General features: G+C 75.2%; 11 protein-coding genes, 1 pseudogene and 1 riboswitch. Of the genes and pseudogenes, 9 read left to right on the top strand and 3 right to left on the bottom strand.

Annotation, left to right across the window (positions count from 1 at the left end):
* The first annotated feature begins 135 nt into the window (after positions 1-135).
* From OIE69_RS30035 to cobC, 9 genes and pseudogenes are all read left to right on the top strand, one after another.
* Positions 136-1,350, top strand: coding sequence for an inorganic phosphate transporter (locus OIE69_RS30035; protein ID WP_326577093.1), 1,215 nt, complete (start codon positions 136-138; stop codon positions 1,348-1,350).
* A gap of 38 nt (positions 1,351-1,388) precedes the next feature.
* Positions 1,389-1,631 (top strand): hypothetical protein, encoded by a 243-nt coding sequence (locus OIE69_RS30030; protein WP_326577091.1) that lies wholly within the window; start codon positions 1,389-1,391, stop codon positions 1,629-1,631.
* 155 nt (positions 1,632-1,786) lie between these two features.
* Positions 1,787-1,913, top strand: a riboswitch (cobalamin riboswitch).
* Positions 1,914-1,967: 54 nt separating this feature from the next.
* The gene (locus OIE69_RS30025; protein ID WP_326577090.1) at positions 1,968-2,954 is read left to right on the top strand and encodes a cobalamin biosynthesis protein; all 987 of its coding nucleotides are present in this window, start codon (positions 1,968-1,970) and stop codon (positions 2,952-2,954) included.
* Positions 2,951-4,462, top strand: coding sequence for a cobyric acid synthase (locus OIE69_RS30020; RefSeq protein WP_326577088.1), 1,512 nt, complete (start codon positions 2,951-2,953; stop codon positions 4,460-4,462). The genes OIE69_RS30025 and OIE69_RS30020 overlap by 4 nt, the downstream gene beginning before the upstream one ends.
* Positions 4,463-4,535: 73 nt before the next feature.
* Positions 4,536-6,554 carry a putative cobaltochelatase gene (locus OIE69_RS30015; protein ID WP_326577086.1) on the top strand — a complete coding sequence of 673 codons (2,019 nt, stop codon included), beginning with the start codon at positions 4,536-4,538 and terminating at the stop codon, positions 6,552-6,554.
* The gene (gene cobO / locus OIE69_RS30010) at positions 6,554-7,150 is read left to right on the top strand and encodes a cob(I)yrinic acid a,c-diamide adenosyltransferase (RefSeq protein ID WP_326577083.1); all 597 of its coding nucleotides are present in this window, start codon (positions 6,554-6,556) and stop codon (positions 7,148-7,150) included. The genes OIE69_RS30015 and cobO overlap by 1 nt, the downstream gene beginning before the upstream one ends.
* Positions 7,144-8,505 (top strand): cobyrinate a,c-diamide synthase, encoded by a 1,362-nt coding sequence (locus OIE69_RS30005; protein WP_326577081.1) that lies wholly within the window; start codon positions 7,144-7,146, stop codon positions 8,503-8,505. Before cobO ends, OIE69_RS30005 begins: the two co-directional genes overlap by 7 nt.
* A pseudogene (locus OIE69_RS30000) lies at positions 8,475-8,888 on the top strand (cobalamin biosynthesis protein); the annotation flags it as partial. The gene OIE69_RS30005 and the pseudogene OIE69_RS30000, both read left to right, overlap by 31 nt.
* Positions 8,889-9,031: 143 nt before the next feature.
* A complete protein-coding gene (cobC, locus tag OIE69_RS29990) occupies positions 9,032-10,402 on the top strand; it encodes an Rv2231c family pyridoxal phosphate-dependent protein CobC (protein ID WP_455550603.1) in 1,371 nt (456 codons plus the stop codon).
* A 228-nt stretch (positions 10,403-10,630) separates the two neighbouring features.
* On the opposite strand, the gene OIE69_RS29985 is transcribed toward cobC, so the two are convergent.
* The 3 genes from OIE69_RS29985 to OIE69_RS29975 all read right to left on the bottom strand — a co-directional run bounded on the left by OIE69_RS29985 (position 10,631) and on the right by OIE69_RS29975 (position 15,948).
* Positions 10,631-13,378 (bottom strand): ABC transporter substrate-binding protein, encoded by a 2,748-nt coding sequence (locus tag OIE69_RS29985; RefSeq protein ID WP_326577079.1) that lies wholly within the window; start codon positions 13,376-13,378, stop codon positions 10,631-10,633.
* A gap of 204 nt (positions 13,379-13,582) precedes the next feature.
* The gene (locus OIE69_RS29980; RefSeq protein WP_326581452.1) at positions 13,583-14,626 is read right to left on the bottom strand and encodes an SCO1860 family LAETG-anchored protein; all 1,044 of its coding nucleotides are present in this window, start codon (positions 14,624-14,626) and stop codon (positions 13,583-13,585) included.
* Between the two features lie 212 nt (positions 14,627-14,838).
* Entirely contained in the window at positions 14,839-15,948 is a 1,110-nt protein-coding gene (locus OIE69_RS29975) for a Hint domain-containing protein (RefSeq protein WP_326577077.1), read from the bottom strand.
* Between the last annotated feature and the right edge of the window lie 29 nt (positions 15,949-15,977).

Below are 15,977 nucleotides of genomic sequence, written 5' to 3'. Positions count from 1 at the left end.
CCGGGCCGGGGCCGGGGCCGGACCACACCCCCCGCACGCACCGGCACCGCCGCGCCTCTCCTCGTTCACCTTCCGTTCATCCAGACTCCGTACGGTCGCCACCGCCACTGTCCGATCGAACGAATGCCTGGGTCAATGGAACACATCACGCTCCTGATCGGAATCGTGATCATTACCGCACTCGTGTTCGACTTCACGAACGGTTTCCACGACACCGCCAATGCGATGGCGACCACCATCTCCACTGGCGCGCTCAAGCCCAAGACGGCGGTGGCCATGTCCGCCGTGCTCAACCTCGTCGGCGCCTTCCTCTCCGTCGAGGTGGCGAAGACGATCTCCGGCGGCATCCTCGACGAGAGCGCGGGCATCAAGCCCGAGGTGATCTTCGCGGGACTCGTCGGCGCGATCGTCTGGAACCTGCTGACCTGGCTGGCGGGCCTCCCCTCCAGCTCCTCCCACGCCCTCTTCGGCGGCCTCATCGGCGCCTCCGTCGCCTCGGCCGGATTCGGCTCGATCAACGGTGACGCGGTCGTCATGAAGGTCCTGATCCCGGCCGTCTGCGCCCCGCTGGTCGCCGGGGTCGGCGCGATGCTGGCGACCCGGCTGACCTACCGCATCGGCCGCAACGCCGATCCGGCCGCCACCGCCAAGGGATACCGGGCCGGGCAGATCGCCTCGGCCGGCCTCGTCTCCCTCGCCCACGGCACCAACGACGCGCAGAAGACCATGGGTGTCATCACCCTCGCCCTGATCGCCGGCAACGTCGTCGCACCCGACTCCGACCCGCCGCTGTGGGTCATCGTCTCGGCGGGCATGGCGATCGCGCTCGGCACCTTCATCGGTGGCTGGCGGATCATCCGCACCATGGGCAAGGGCATCACCGACATCCAGCCGCCGCAGGGCTTCGCCGCCCAGACCGGCGCCGCGACCGTCATCCTGGCCTCCTCGCACCTCGGCTTCTCGCTCTCCACCACGCAGGTCTGCTCCGGCTCCGTCATGGGCGCCGGCGTCGGCCGCAAGGGCGGCGTCGTCCGCTGGAGCACCGCGGGCCGGATGTTCGCCGCGTGGGGGCTCACCCTCCCGTCCGCGGGCCTGGTCGCCGCGGGCGCCGCGCTCCTGGCCGACCAGGGCGACTGGGGTGTCACGACGGTCGCCGTCCTGGCGCTCGCCGCGTGCACCGCGATCTGGATCGCCTCCCGCCGCAAGCCCGTCGACCACACCAACGTCAACGAGGCCCACGACGCCGAGGAGCCGGGCGTCATCACCACGGCCATCGCCGCCGTGATCCCGCCGCCCGCGGGCCTGACCACGACCGCCGCCGACACCGACCCCGCCAAGGCCTCCGCCTGACGGCGGCAGCCGCACCGGCCCCGGAAGGAACCAGCACCATGCACATCGACTGGGCTGCCCTCGGCTCCGTCTTCGGCGTCAGCCTCGCCGTGACCGTCGGACTCGTCGGCCTGTTCACCCTCGGCATCGTCGGCCTGTCCAGGCAGGGCACCGCCGGCGGCGGCGAGGCGGGCACCTCCGCCCCGGGTGGCACCACCGCCCTGGCCCGCACCGGCGCGTACCTGTGCTTCGCGCTGTGCGCGGCGGCGGTGGCGTACGGGATCTATCTGATCGTCGCCTGACCCGCACGTCCCCGCGCACCGCGGTGTGAAGTTGACCTCAGCTCCCGGCCTTCCGGCCGTGAGCTGGGGTTTCTTCTTTTCCACAGGCTGTCGCGATGAGTTGACGGGCCGGAGCGGGGCGTGGTGGTATCGGAACCGCCAAACGGCGGCAGGAGAGGAAGTCCGGTGCGAATCCGGCGCGGTCCCGCCACTGTCACCGGGGAGCGGACCCCCGCCCATGGCCACGGCCCCGACTCGGGGCTGGAAGGCCGGGGGTGCCGCCGATCCGGGAGCCAGGAGACTCTCGTCGCCGGTCACGTCGAACCAGGGCGCGGACCCTGAGTGAGGACTCCTGTGATGCGCGGCTCCGGCCGTTCACCCGACACCGGCGCCGCGGCGCCGTGCGCGTTCGCCACCGGTGCCACCCTCGGCTGGCTCGCCGACCTCGCCCTCGCCGACCCGCGCCGCGGTCACCCCGTGGCGGTGTTCGGGAACGCCGCCGCCGGCCTGGAGCGGGCGCTGTGGCGCGACCACCGCGGCCTCGGCGCCCTCCACACGGCCCTGTGCGCGGGCGGCGCGGTGGCGGCCGCGGCCGGGCTCCAGCGTGCCGTGCGCCGTTCCGGCGCGGCGTCCGTCGCCCTGACGGCGGCGGCGACCTGGGCCGTGCTCGGCGGAACCTCCCTGGTACGCGAGGCACGGGCCGTCGGCGCCGCGCTGTCCGCCGGTGACATGGAGGCGGCGCGCGAGCGGCTGCCCCATCTGTGCGGCCGCGACCCGCAGGCGCTGGACGAGGCTCAACTGGCGCGGGCGGTCGTGGAGTCCGTCGCGGAGAACACCTCGGACGCCGTCGTGGGCGCCCTGGTGTGGGGTGCGCTGGGCGGCGTGCCGGGGCTGGTGGGCTTCCGGGCGGTCAACACCCTCGACGCGATGGTGGGTCACAAGTCGCCGCGGCACCGGCGGTTCGGCTGGGCCGCGGCCCGGCTGGACGACGTGGCCGGCTACCCCGGTGCCCGGCTGACCGCCGCGCTCGCGGTGCTGGCCGGCCCCGACCCCCGGCGGGCGTGGCGGGCCTGGCGCAGGGACGGCTCCCGGCATCCCAGCCCGAACGCGGGGCCGGTGGAGGCCTCGTTCGCGGGGGCGTTGGGCGTACGCCTCGGGGGGACGCTTGCCTATGGCGGGCGGGTGGAGCACCGGCCCGTGCTGGGGGCGGGGAACCGGCCGGTGGAGGTACGGGACATCGAACGGGCGGCGCGGTTGTCGCGGCGGGTCGGCGCGCTGGCGCTGGCGGTCGCGGTGGGCGGGCGCCTGGCGTGGGGCGCGGTCGCCCGGAGGAGGGACTCATGAGGGGCGGGGGCCTGCTGGTCGCGGGGACCACGTCGGACGCCGGCAAGAGCGTCGTCACGGCGGGGATCTGCCGGTGGCTGACGCGGCAGGGCGTTTCCGTGGCGCCGTTCAAGGCACAGAACATGTCGCTGAACTCGTACGTGACCCGCGAGGGCGCCGAGATCGGCCGCGCGCAGGCGATGCAGGCCCAGGCGGCGCGCGTGGAGCCCTCGGCCCTGATGAACCCGGTGCTGCTCAAGCCCGGCGGGGACCGGACGAGCCAGGTCGTCCTGATGGGGCGCCCGGTGGGCGAGATGAGCGCGCGCGGCTACCACAACGGGAGCCGCGCGCAGCTGCTGGAGACCGTCACCGGCTGCCTGGAGGAGCTGCGCGGGCGGTACGACGCGGTGATCTGCGAGGGCGCCGGCAGCCCGGCCGAGATCAACCTGCGGCGGGGCGACATCGTCAACATGGGCCTGGCGCGGGCCGCCCGGCTCCCGGTGGTCGTGGTCGGCGACATCGACCGGGGCGGGGTCTTCGCCTCGTTCTTCGGGACGACGGCGCTGCTCGCCCCCGAGGACCAGGAACTGGTCTGCGGCTACCTGGTCAACAAGTTCCGCGGCGACGTGTCCCTGCTGGAGCCGGGGCTGGAGATGCTGCGCGGGCTGACCGGACGCCGCTTCTACGGGGTGCTGCCGTTCCGGCACGGCCTCGGCATCGACGAGGAGGACGGGCTGCGGATGTCGCTGCGCGGCAGCGTCCGGGAGTCGGACACGGTGCCGCCGCACGGCGAGGACGTCCTGCGGGTCGCCGTCGCGGCGGTCCCGCTGATGTCGAACTTCACCGACGTGGACGCGCTCGCCGCCGAGCCCGGTGTCCTCGTCCGCTTCGTGGACCGGCCGGAGGAACTCGCCGACGCCGACCTCGTGGTGCTGCCCGGCACCCGCGGCACGGTCAAGGCCCTGGAGTGGCTGCGGCAGCGGGGGCTGGCCGACGCGGTCGTCCGCCGGGCCGCCGAGGGGCGCCCGGTGCTGGGGATCTGCGGCGGCTTCCAGATGCTCGCCGAGACGATCGAGGACGACGTCGAGTCGCGGGCCGGTACGGTCCCCGGCCTCGGGCTGCTGCCGGCGCGGATCCGCTTCGCCACGGAGAAGACCCTGGCCCGGCCCTCCGGAAAGGCGTACGGCGAACCGGTCGAGGGGTACGAGATCCACCACGGCGTCGCCGACGTCCGCGGCGGCGACGAGTCCTTCCTGGACGGCTGCCGCAGCGGCGCGGTCTGGGGCACCCACTGGCACGGCTCCCTGGAGAGCGACGGCTTCCGCCGCGCCTTCCTGCGCCGCGTCGCGCAGGCCGCGGGGCGGCGCTTCGTCCCCGCCCCCGGCACCGCCTTCGGCGCGCTCCGCGAGGAGCAGCTGGACCGGCTGGGCGATCTGATCGAGGAGCACGCCGACACCGGCGCCCTGCTCCGCCTGATCGAGCAGGGCCCCCCTGCGGGGCTGCCCTTCGTCCCGCCGGGGGCGCCGTGAGCACCCCGTCGCGGCCCCGGAGCCGGGCCGTCCGTGAGCACCGCCGCAACGACCGTTCGACCCAGGAGGCCGCGTGAGCACCCCATACCCCTTCACCGCGATCGTCGGGATGGCGGACCTGCGGCTGGCGCTGCTGCTGAACGCGGTCAGCCCCGCGGTGGGCGGTGTGCTGGTACGGGGCGAGAAGGGCACCGCCAAGTCCACCGCCGTACGGGCGCTGTCGGCGCTGCTGCCGCCCGTGGAGGTCGTGCCCGGCTGCCGCTTCGGCTGCGACCCTGCAGAGCCGGACCCCGCGTGCCCGGACGGGCCTCACAGCCCGGACGCCGGCGCGGAGAGCCGGCCGGCGCGCATGGTGGAGCTGCCGGTCGGCGCGTCCGAGGACCGCCTCGTCGGCGCCCTGGACATCGAACGGGCCCTGGCGGAGGGCGTGAAGGCCTTCGAGCCGGGGCTGCTGGCCGACGCGCACCGCGGCGTGCTCTACGTGGACGAGGTCAACCTGCTCCACGACCACCTGGTGGACCTGCTGCTGGACGCGGCCGCCATGGGCGCCTCCTACGTCGAACGGGAGGGCGTCTCGGTGCGCCACGCCGCGCGCTTCCTGCTCGTCGGCACGATGAACCCCGAAGAGGGCGAGCTGCGGCCGCAGTTGCTGGACCGCTTCGGCCTCACGGTGGAGGTCGCGGCGTCGCGGGAGACCGAGGAGCGGGTGCAGGTCGTCCGGCGGCGCCTCGCCTACGACGCGGACCCGGCGGGCTTCGCCGCCGCCTGGCAGGCGGAGGAGCGGGAGCTGCGCGAGCGGATCGCGGCGGCACGGGCGCTGCTGCCGTCGGTCTCGCTCGGCGACGGCGCGCTCCGCCAGATCGCCGCGACCTGCGCGGCCTTCGAGGTGGACGGGATGCGCGCGGACATCGTCATGGCGCGCACGGCGACCGCGCTCGCGGCCTGGGCCGGGCGCACCGACGTGACCGACGCCGACGTGCGCCGGGCCGCGCTGCTCGCGCTGCCGCACCGGCGCCGCCGCAACCCCTTCGACGCGCCGGGCCTCGACGAGGACAAGCTCGACGAGACCCTGGAACGCAACCGCGGCGAGGACGACGACCCGGACCCCGGCCCGGACGGCGGCGGCGGCCCCGACGGCGGCGGCAGCCCGCCCCGGGGCGACGACGGCACCCCGGACACCGCGCCCGACATCGCCCCGCCCAGGGAGCCGGCGGACTCCGCTCCGCAGCCCGAGCCCGCGCAGGCACCACAGGGCGGCGTGGGCGAACGGGCCGCGGTGCCCGCCGCGGAGCCGTTCAAGGCCCGCGCACTGACCGTTCCCGGCCTCGGCGAGGGCGCCATGGGCCGCCGTTCCCGCGCCCGGACCGCACACGGCAGGACGACCGGCGCCCGGCGGCCCCAGGGCGCCCTGACCAAACTGCACCTGGCCGCCACCGTGCACGCCGCGGCTCCGCACCAGCGGGCGCGCGGGCGCGGCGGCCCCGGCCTGGTGATCCGCCGGGACGACCTGCGCGAGGCGGTCCGCGAGGGCCGCGAGGGCAACCTGGTGCTCTTCGTCGTCGACGCCTCGGGTTCGATGGCCGCCCGGCAGCGCATGAGCGCGGTCAAGGGCGCGGTGCTGTCGCTGCTGCTCGACGCCTACCAGCGGCGCGACAAGGTCGGACTGATCACCTTCCGCGGCGCGACGGCGGAGCTGGCGCTGCCGCCGACCTCGTCGGTCGAGGCGGGCGCGGCACGCCTGGACAAGCTGCCCACCGGCGGCCGCACCCCGCTGGCCGCCGGGCTGATGAAGGCCCACGACGTGCTGCGCGTGGAGCGGCTGCGTGACGCCTCCCGCCGCCCGCTGCTGGTCGTGGTCACCGACGGCCGGGCGACCGGCGGCCCCGAGCCGGTGCGCACGGCCGGGCGCGCGGCGCGGCTGCTGGCGGCCGAGGGCACCGCCTCGGTGGTCGTCGACTGCGAGTCCGGGCCGGTGCGGCTGGGCCTCGCGGGCGAGCTGGCACGCGAACTGCACGGCACCGCCGTGACGTTGGACGAGCTGCGCGCGGACAGCGTCGCGGCACTGGTACGGGATGTACGGAGGGCCGCGTAATGCCACAGGGACAGCCGAGCGTTGTGCCGCAGGACGGGCTGACGACCCGTCAGCGACGCAACCGGCCGCTGGTGATGGTGCACACCGGCACCGGCAAGGGAAAGTCCACCGCCGCCTTCGGGCTGGCGCTGCGGGCGTGGAACCAGGGCTGGCCGGTCGGGGTGTTCCAGTTCGTCAAGTCCGCCAAGTGGAAGGTCGGGGAGGAACGGGCGCTGCGCGTGCTCGGCGCCTCCGGCGAGGGCGGCAGTGTCGCCTGGCACAAGATGGGCGAGGGCTGGTCCTGGGTGCAGCGGGACATCGCCGAGAGCGAGGACGCCGCCCGCGAGGGCTGGGAGCAGGTCAAGCGCGACCTGGCCGCCGAGACCTACCGGCTGTACGTGCTGGACGAGTTCGCCTACCCGCTGCACTGGGGCTGGATCGACACCGACGAGGTGGTCTCGGTCCTGCGCGAACGGCCCGGCACGCAGCACGTCGTCATCACCGGGCGCAACGCCCCGCAGCCGCTGCTGGACTTCGCGGACCTGGTCACCGAGATGGGCAAGGTCAAGCATCCGATGGACGCCGGTCAGAAGGGCCAGAAGGGCATCGAGTGGTAGCCAGGCTCGTCGTCGCGGCCCCCGCCTCGGGGAGCGGCAAGACCACCGTCGCCACGGGGCTCATGGCAGCCTTCGCGGAGGCCGGGCTCGCGGTCTCCCCGCACAAGGTGGGCCCCGACTACATCGACCCCGGCTACCACGCCCTGGCCACCGGCCGCCCGGGCCGCAACCTGGACGCCTACATGTGCGGCCCGGACCGGATCGCGCCGCTGTTCCTGCACGGCGCGCGGGGGGCCGACCTGGCGGTCGTGGAGGGCGTGATGGGGCTCTTCGACGGCGCCTCCGGGATGGGCGAGCTGGCCTCCACCGCGCATGTGGCGAAGCTGCTGCGGGCGCCGGTGGTGCTGGTGGTGGACGCCTCGTCGCAGTCCCGTTCGGTGGCGGCGCTGGTGCACGGCTTCGCCTCGTGGGACCCGGAGGTGCGGGTCGCCGGCGTCATCCTCAACAAGGTCGGCTCCGACCGGCACGAGGAACTGCTGCGCGACGCCCTCGACGGCGCGGGCGTGCCCGTCCTGGGCGCGCTGCGGCGCGACACCGCGGTCGGCACGCCCTCCCGGCACCTGGGGCTGGTCCCGGTCGCGGAGCGCCGTGCGGACGCCGTCGACGCCGTCCGGGCGCTGGCCGCCCGGCTGCGGGCGGGCTGCGACATGGAGGCGCTGCTGGCCCTGGCACGCAGCGCTCCCCCACTCGCGGACGAGCCCTGGGACCCGTGGGAGGCGGCCGCCGGCCCGGCGGCGCCGGGCGCCCGGCCGGTGGTCGCGGTGGCGGGCGGAGCTGCGTTCACCTTCTCGTACGCCGAGCACCTCGAACTGCTCGCCGCGGCGGGGGCGGAGGTCGTCACCTTCGACCCGCTGCGGGACGAGCGGCTGCCGCCCGGTGCCGCGGGGCTGGTCATCGGCGGCGGCTTCCCCGAGATGTACGCCCCCGAGCTGTCCGCCAACGAGCCGCTGCGCGAGGCCGTCGCCGCCTTCGCCGGGCCCGTGACCGCGGAGTGCGCGGGCCTGCTCTACCTCGCGCGGGAGCTGGACGGACGTCCCATGTGCGGGGTGCTGGACACCACGGCCCGCATGTCGGACCGGCTCACGCTGGGCTACCGCGAGGCGGTCGCGATCTCCGACAACGCGCTGGCGGCCGCCGGGACCCGGGTGCGCGGCCACGAGTTCCACCGCACCGTCGTGGAACCCGCCGCCGGTGCCACCCCCGCCTGGGGCCTGATCCGGCCGGAGCGGCGCGTGGAGGGCTTCGTGCGGGGCGGCGTCCACGCGTCGTACCTGCACGTCCACTGGGCGGCGGAGCCGTCCCTGGCACGGCGGTTCGTCGCCTCCTGCGCGGGCGGGGCCGGCGCGCCCTCGTGAGCGTCGTCGTCGGTGTGGGCGCGGCCCGCGGTGTGGCGGCGGCCGAAGTGCTCACGCTCGTACGGTCCGTGCTCGCCGAGGCCGGTGTGCCGGAGGCGTCCGTCACGGCGCTGGCGACCGTCGACGGCAAGGCCGGGGAGCCGGGCCTCGTCACGGCGGCCGAGCGGCTGGGCGTTCCCCTGGTGACGTACGACGCGCGTACGCTGGCCGCGGTCGACGTGCCGAGCCCCTCGGACGCGGCGCTGGCCGCGGTCGGCACGCCCTCCGTGGCGGAGGCGGCGGCGCTGGCCGCCGCGCCCGGCGGCGAACTGCTGGTACCGAAGAGGAAGTCCGCCCCCGGGGGCGGTGCGGCGAGGGCGACCGCGGCGGTGGCCCGGCACCGTACACCCGAGCACGGCACGCACGGCACGCACAGCACGACGGAGGAGACGGCACCGTGATCAACCGGCCCGAGGACGTGCTGGAGCGGCGCGTCGACGCCGCGCTCGGCGGCGGCCGCCGTACGCCCCTGGACCGGGCGGCGACCATGGTGCTGCTGGTCGGCGCCGGCTCCCCCCAGGCCGCGGACAACGCCGAAGTGGCCCGCACCGCACGGCTGCTGTGGGAGGGCCGGGGCTATGCGGGCGTGGAGACCGCCTTCCTGACGACCGCGGCGCCGGACGTCCCCGCGGGCCTGGAACGCTGCGCGCGGCTCGGTGCCCGGCGGATCGTCGTGCTGACCGGCTTCCCGGCGGACGCGGCCCTGGAGGAGCGGGTCTCGCAGCAGGCGGAGGGCTGGGCCGAGGCACGCCCCGAGGTCGAGGTGCGGCACGCGCCGGCGCGCGACGGCGGCGGGCGGCCGGAGCCCGGCGACGGCGACGGCGAGCACGATCTGCGGCACCACGGCGACGCCGAGGTCCGCGACGGCGGCGGGGACCTCACCGACCTGGCCGTCAACGTGCGCGCCGGCACACCCCCGCCGTGGCTCAGGGAACGCCTCGCGGCCACCCTCGACGGGCTGGCCGGCTACCCGGACGACCGCGCCGCGCACCGGGCGGTCGCCGCACGCCACGGCCGCCCCGCCGAGGAGGTGCTGCTCACGGCGGGTGCCGCGGAGGCGTTCGTCCTGCTGGCCCGCACCACCCGGGCCCGCCACGCGGTCGTCGTCCACCCGCAGTTCACGGAGCCGGAGGCAGCCCTGCGCGACGCCGGGCATCCTGTGCACCGCGTCGTGCTGCGGGCGGCGGACGGCTTCCGCCTCGACCCGTGGGCGGTACCCGAAGCCGCCGACCTGGTGGTCGTCGGCAACCCGACCAACCCGACCTCCGTTCTGCACCCCGCGGCGGACCTCGCCCGCCTGGCCCGGCCGGGCCGCACGCTCGTCGTCGACGAGGCGTTCATGGACGCGGTGCCCGGCGAGCCCGAGAGCCTCGCCGCCCGCCGCGACCTGCCCGGCCTGGTGGTGCTGCGCAGCCTCACCAAGACCTGGGGCCTGGCGGGCCTGCGGGTCGGCTACGTCCTCGGCGACCCCGAGCGCGTGGCGGCGCTGCGCCGCGCCCAGCCCCTGTGGGCGGTCTCGGCGCCCGGCCTCACCGCCGCCGAGGCCTGCTGCGCCCCCGCGGCCCTGGCGGAGGCGGAGGAGGCGGCCCGCCGGACGTCCGCCGACCGCGAGCACCTGCTGCGCCGGCTCGCCGAGTTCGACGACGTCGAGGTCGCCGGCCCGGCCCACGGCCCCTTCGTCCTGCTGCGCCTGCCCGACGCTGCTTCCGTCCGCGCCCGCCTGCGCGACCTCGGCTTCGCCGTTCGCCGCGCCGACACCTTCCCCGGTCTCTCCCCCGACTGGCTCCGTCTCGCCGTCCGCGACCCCGCCACGACCGACCGCTTCGCGGCCGCCCTGTCGAAGGCGCTCGACGGCTGACGCGGAGCAGCCGCCGCGCGGGCCATGTGCCGACCCTGCGGGCTCGCAGCGACGCCGCGGCTGTACCCCCCGTCGCCGGGTACGAACCGCCCACGCCGCCCGCCCGCGGGGGCGCGCCCTGGCGCGGCGGGCTCATCGCGACGCCGCGCCAAGTGCCCCACAGCCGAACCGTAGGTCGCCCCGCCGGTGCGGGCGCGGGCGCCCGGCATCCGGAACCGGTCCCACCGGCTAACCCTTGACCCCCAGGGCCTGGATGTCGAGGCCGCCCAGGGCCGGGTGGACGTAGGCGTTGGTCAGGCGGTCGGAGCGGTAGTTGAGACGGCGGTCGTAGAGGAAGGGCAGCAGCGTGCCGCGGTCCTGGGCGGTGGAGTCGACGGTGCGCCAGAGGTTGTCGGCGGCGTTGCGGTTGGTCTCGGAGTCGGCCTCGTTCATCAGGGAGTTGATCTCCCGGTCGTCCAGGCCCGCGTAGTTGCTGGGGCTGTCCGGCAGCAGCAGCGGGCGCAGGAATCCGGCCGGGGAGGGCCAGTCGGACTGCCAGGTGGTCATGACGATGCCCCAGCCCTTGTCCTTGATCTGCTGCTGGTCGGTGAGGGCGGCGTAGAAGTCGGCGGCGTCGGGGGTCTGCACGGTCGCCTTGATGCCCACCTCGGCGAGCTGGTCGGCCAGGGACTGCGCGGCCTTGCGGGCGGCCGGGTCGCTGCCGGAGACGGCGACGACCGTGCCGAACCCCTTGGCGTGGCCGCATTCGCCGAGGAAGCGCCGGGCCTGTTCGGGGTAGGAGCCGCCGCTCACGGTGCCGTAGGTGTCGAGGTGCCGGTCGTGGCCGCCGATGGTCGGCGGGAGCATGCCGCCGGCGACATCGCCCGCGTCCTGGCCGCCCAGGGCGTTGCGCAGCAGGCTGCGGTCGGTGGCGTACTGGACGGCCCAGCGGCAGCGGTAGTCGTCGAGGGGTGCGACGGCGGTCTGCAGGGAGAAGTAGCGGACGGCGCCGGTCTGCACGAGGTCCACGCGGGACTTGAGCGATTCATCGGCGAGGACCCGGGTCCGGGTGGCCTCCTGGAGACCGGTCTGGGCGAGGTCGAGGTCGGCGGTGCCGTTCGTCAGGGCGGTGTCCACGGCGGCGGTGTCCGCGGCGATGGTGAGCTCCACCTCGTCGGGCAGGGCGGTGCGTATCGCGTCGGTCGCCGGGTCCCACTTGTCGTTGCGCACCAGGCGCAGCCCGGCGGCGGCGTCGTAGGAGGCGATGCGGTAGGGGCCGCTGGCGACCGGCTGGTCCTGGTAGCGCTCCTTGGTGTCCTTCGCCTTCGGGACGGGCGAGGACATGGGCAGCGCCAGGACGTGGGGGAAGTCCGCGAAGGGTGCGTCGAGGTGGAAGACGATCGTGCGGGCGTCGGGGGTCTCGACGCTCTTCAGGCCGAGCCCGTCGGGGTCGGTGTCCTTGTAGGGGCCGGGGTAGTCCTGCCCCTGGTCGAGCAGGTCGCGCAGGTGGGTGGGGCCGCCGGGGTAGAGGTCCCTGGCGAAGGTGCGCTCGATGCCGTACTTGACGTCCCGGGAGGTGATCGGCGTGCCGTCCTCGAAGGTGACGCCCTCCTTGAGGGTGTACGTGTAGGTGCGGCCGCCGTCGGAGATGCTGCCGGTGCTGGTGGCGAGGTCGGGGGCGAGGCGGGTGCCCGCGGCGCCGGGCTGCGGGGCGAAGTCGACGAGTTTGCGCAGGTAGAGGCGGCCGAGGTTCCACACGATCGGGGAGTAGGTGCGGGCCGGGTCGAGGGAGTCGGGGGCGTAGGCGGAGATGAGCCTGAGGGTGCCGCCCCTGGCGGTCGACGGGTTGACGGCGCCGGTGAGGGCGCCGTTGTAGCCGCCGGTGGGCCTGCGGGCGGCGATCAGGTCCTGGGCGGTGCGGGTGACGGGCTTCTTCGGATCGTCGCCGAAGGGGTCCACGAGGACCGTCACGGTGACCAGGAGGGCCACGACGGCCGCGGTCACCGCGGCCACCACGCCCCGGCGGCGGCGCGGGGGCCCCGGGACGGGGGTGTCCCAGGCGGGCCGCGTGGGGTAGGACGGCGGGCCGAACGAGGGCGGGTTGTACGCGGGATGGGGCACGGCGGGGGGTCGCGCGGGCGGCGGGGGCAGGGCGGGCGGGCCCGTGGGAGGGGTCCGCGAGGCCAGCCAGCCGCTGAGGGCGTTCCGCATCTCCGCGGCGCTGCGCGGACGCAGCGCCGGGTTCTTCGACAGCGCGCCGATCACGATCGCGTCGAGTTCGGGCGGCACCAGCGGATTGCGCGCGGAGGGCGGCACCGGTGTCTGGTGGACGTGGGCGTACATCACCGACAGCGGGGTTGCCCCTGCGAAGGGGACGGTGCCGGTGAGGAGTTCGGTGAGCATGCAGGCGACCGCGTACACGTCGCTGCGGGCGTCGACGGAGTCACCGGCGCACTGCTCGGGGGCCATGTAGCCGGGGGTGCCGATGGCGGAGCCGGTGCCGGTGATGCGGGACAGCGAGTGGACGACCCGGGCGATGCCGAAGTCGGCGACCTTGACCGCGCCGCCGGTGGTGATCAGGACGTTGGAGGGCTTCACGTCGCGGTGGACGAGGCCGCGTGCGTGGGCGTGGGCGAGTGCGTCCAGGATCTCGCAGGTGGTGCGGACGGCCCGCTCGATCTCCATCGGGGCCTGTTCGCGGGCGAGTTCGGCCAGGGTGCGGCCCTCGATGTGCTCCATCACCAGGTACGGCACGACCGCGTCGTCCGTGGTCACCTCGTCCTGGTCGTGGACGGTGACGATGCCGGGGTGGTTGAGCGCGGCCGCGGCCCGGGCCTCGCGGGCGAAGCGGCGCCGCGCCTCGGGGTCGCGGGCCAGCTCGGGCAGAAGCGTCTTGACGGCCACGGTCCGGCCGAGCCGGGTGTCGTACGCGAGGTGGACCCGCGCCATGCCGCCGGAGCCGAGCAGCGCCCGCAATTCGTACCGTCCCCCGAACATGCGACCCCCCGGCCCCGTCCGCGACGGGCGCGCGAACACTCCCCAACAGGGTAGTGGAAAGTACCCTTTTCAGACGCCCGCAGACAGGCGCGAGGGGCGCGGAGAGCGGCAGCGGAGAACACGTGGAGGGCGGCTCCGGACACTCAGCCGCCCTCCACATCCCCCCTCACCCCTGGTCCGCCCCCCGGGGTCGACCCGGGGTCGTCAGTCCCGGGCGCTCTCGGCCGCCGGCTTGCGGCGGGTCTTGCGGATGACGAGGAATCCGGCGGCGAACAGCAGCACCGAACCACCCGCGAGGTACGGGGTCATGGAGCTGCTGCCGGTCTCGGCGAGGTCGCCGGTCGCCGCGGGCGCGGCCTGCGGGGACTGGTCGGCGCGCGCGGACTCCGAGGGCTCGGCCGACGGCGTGGGCTCCGCGGACTGCGAGGGCTGCTCGGACTCGCCCCCGGTCTGCGGCTCCTCGCCGCCGCCGGAGCCCTCGCCGCCGTTGCCACCGCCACCGTGGTGTCCACCACCGCCGCCGTGCCCGCCGCGGCGGGGCGTCTCGCAGGTGGCCCCGGCGAGGGTGACGGTGCCGCTCACCTCGGCGACGCCGAGCTTGAGCGGGTTCACCTCCACCGACAGTTCCAGTGCGGTGGCGGCGGCGCTGCGCGAGGTGACGGTCTTCTTGGCGAGGTCGAGGCGGACCTCGCCCACGCCGGGCACCTTCACCAGGGTCGTGCCGCCGGCCGAGACGGCGACGCGCTTGCCGAGGACGACGACGTGGCCGGGCATCTCGACGTCGGCGACCGGCTTGCGGCCGGCCACGCACGTGGCGCGCGCGGAGATCACGTCGGCCTTGACGAGCCCGAGGAGCGGCAGTCCGGGCAGGTTGACGCGCGCCTTGACGAGCTTGGCGTAGCCCTCCGCCTTGTGGCGGTCGGCGGTGGCCCGGGCGGTGGCGACGTCGGCGCGCAGAACGCTGAACGGCCTGCCGCGGTCGACCCCGTCGAGGGTGGCGGTCAGCGCGGTCTCGTCGGCGCTCGCCGGTGCGTGGACCTCGTTGAGCGTCAGGTTCAGCGGCACGTCGACGGACTTGCGGAGCAGCGAGACGTCCAGGCCGGTCCGCAGGACGACCGCGCCGGCCTTGCCGGACGAGCCGTGGGTCCCCCTGGACGCGGCGGCCGGGGTCGCGGGCCCCAGCGCGAGGGCGCCCGCCGCCAGCGCGACGGCGGCCCCCAGCGCGGCGGCGGGACGGCGCGCGGGCATGCTGAAGGGAGAGCTGGACACAGTGGAAAACCCCCAAATGGTCATGGAGTCGCCGCAGCGCCGCTGAAGGGGACAGCGCGCTCGCCGGGCGACCTCGACCCCGTAATGATTTACGTACGGAGAGTGAACCGGCACCCACCTGGGCGCGGTTCACTCCAAAGGGTGGTTTTCGTCCCCGTATTCGAAACCTGCGGCACACGCGTTCCCGTGCGTCACACCTGCGATCGTGCGTATTCGAGCATCTTGGCGAAGTCGAGCGCGCCGGGGTCCCCGTGGGAGTTGTGGCACAGCAGCCCGCGCGCCACGTAGGTACGGGTCGAGGTCGACAGCGAGGCGATCGGCTGCTCACCCAGGGGCTCGACCGCGAGCACCTCCGCATCACCGGTGACCTCGGCGACGACGGCGCCCTCCCAGGCGCCCACGGGGGCGCCCTGCCGGTCGGCGAGGGCGACGATCCGGTGCTTGAACGGGGTCAGTTCGCGGCTGGCCACCCACGCGTCGCCGTGCGGCAGCCGCACCAGCCACGGATGGTCGGCCGTCGCGACGACCTCACCCCGGGCCGTGGTCACCCGGTACGCGTCCTTGCGCGCCGGGTCGTTGCGGGTGACCACCCCGCGGCGGAGCCGGCGTCGCCCCTGCCCGCCCCCGGCGGCCTCGGTGTCCTCCTCGTCGAAGCAGGCGATCTCGTCCCCGACGGCCAGTTCGGCCGCCCGCACCCAGGTCAGGTCGGCGCGGAGCACCGGGGTGTCGGGGTGCACGCAGTTCTCCGGCACGTGCTGATGGCCGCAGACCCCGCGGAAGGCGTTCCACTCCCGTCCGGTCATCCGCTGGCCGCCCGCGTTCCCGTACGAGCGGGGGTAGGGCAGCCAGAGTTTCGGCCCCTTCAGGGGCACGCCGTGATGTGTGTGCATCCAGGCGAGGAACTCGGCGAGTTCGCGCAGCGCCCACTGCGGGGCCTTGGGCCAGTAGATGTGCCGGTTGGCGGCGCCCCAGTCCTCGTGCCGCTCGGGGTCGCAGGTGCCCACCAGCTCCACCTGGCACACGTTGAGGGTGTTGGTCTCCACCCCGCCGGGCCGGTTGACCAGGGCGCGCGAGGAGATGTCGATGTCGAAGTGCTGGTACCAGACCAGCTTCTCGTCCTCGAAGTCCGGTTTCGCCGTCAGGTTGGGCGCGCTGCCGCCGCCCCCGTACGTCGGCACGCTGCGGCCCTCGGTGGTGTGCAGCACGAGGGCGTTGACCTCCATCGCGTCGCCGCCGTAGTCGTCCTGGTACCAGTACCTTCGCGAGGCGCCCGGGTACTTCTGCGGTCCCTGCCTGGTCATGGTCGTTCCCCGTCCCGTTGCGAATTCCG

Source organism: Actinacidiphila glaucinigra, assembly GCF_035918135.1.
Lineage (GTDB): Bacteria > Actinomycetota > Actinomycetes > Streptomycetales > Streptomycetaceae > Actinacidiphila > Actinacidiphila glaucinigra.
Note: the sequence above shows the minus strand (reverse complement) of the source record. Positions and strands in the feature narration are given on the sequence as shown.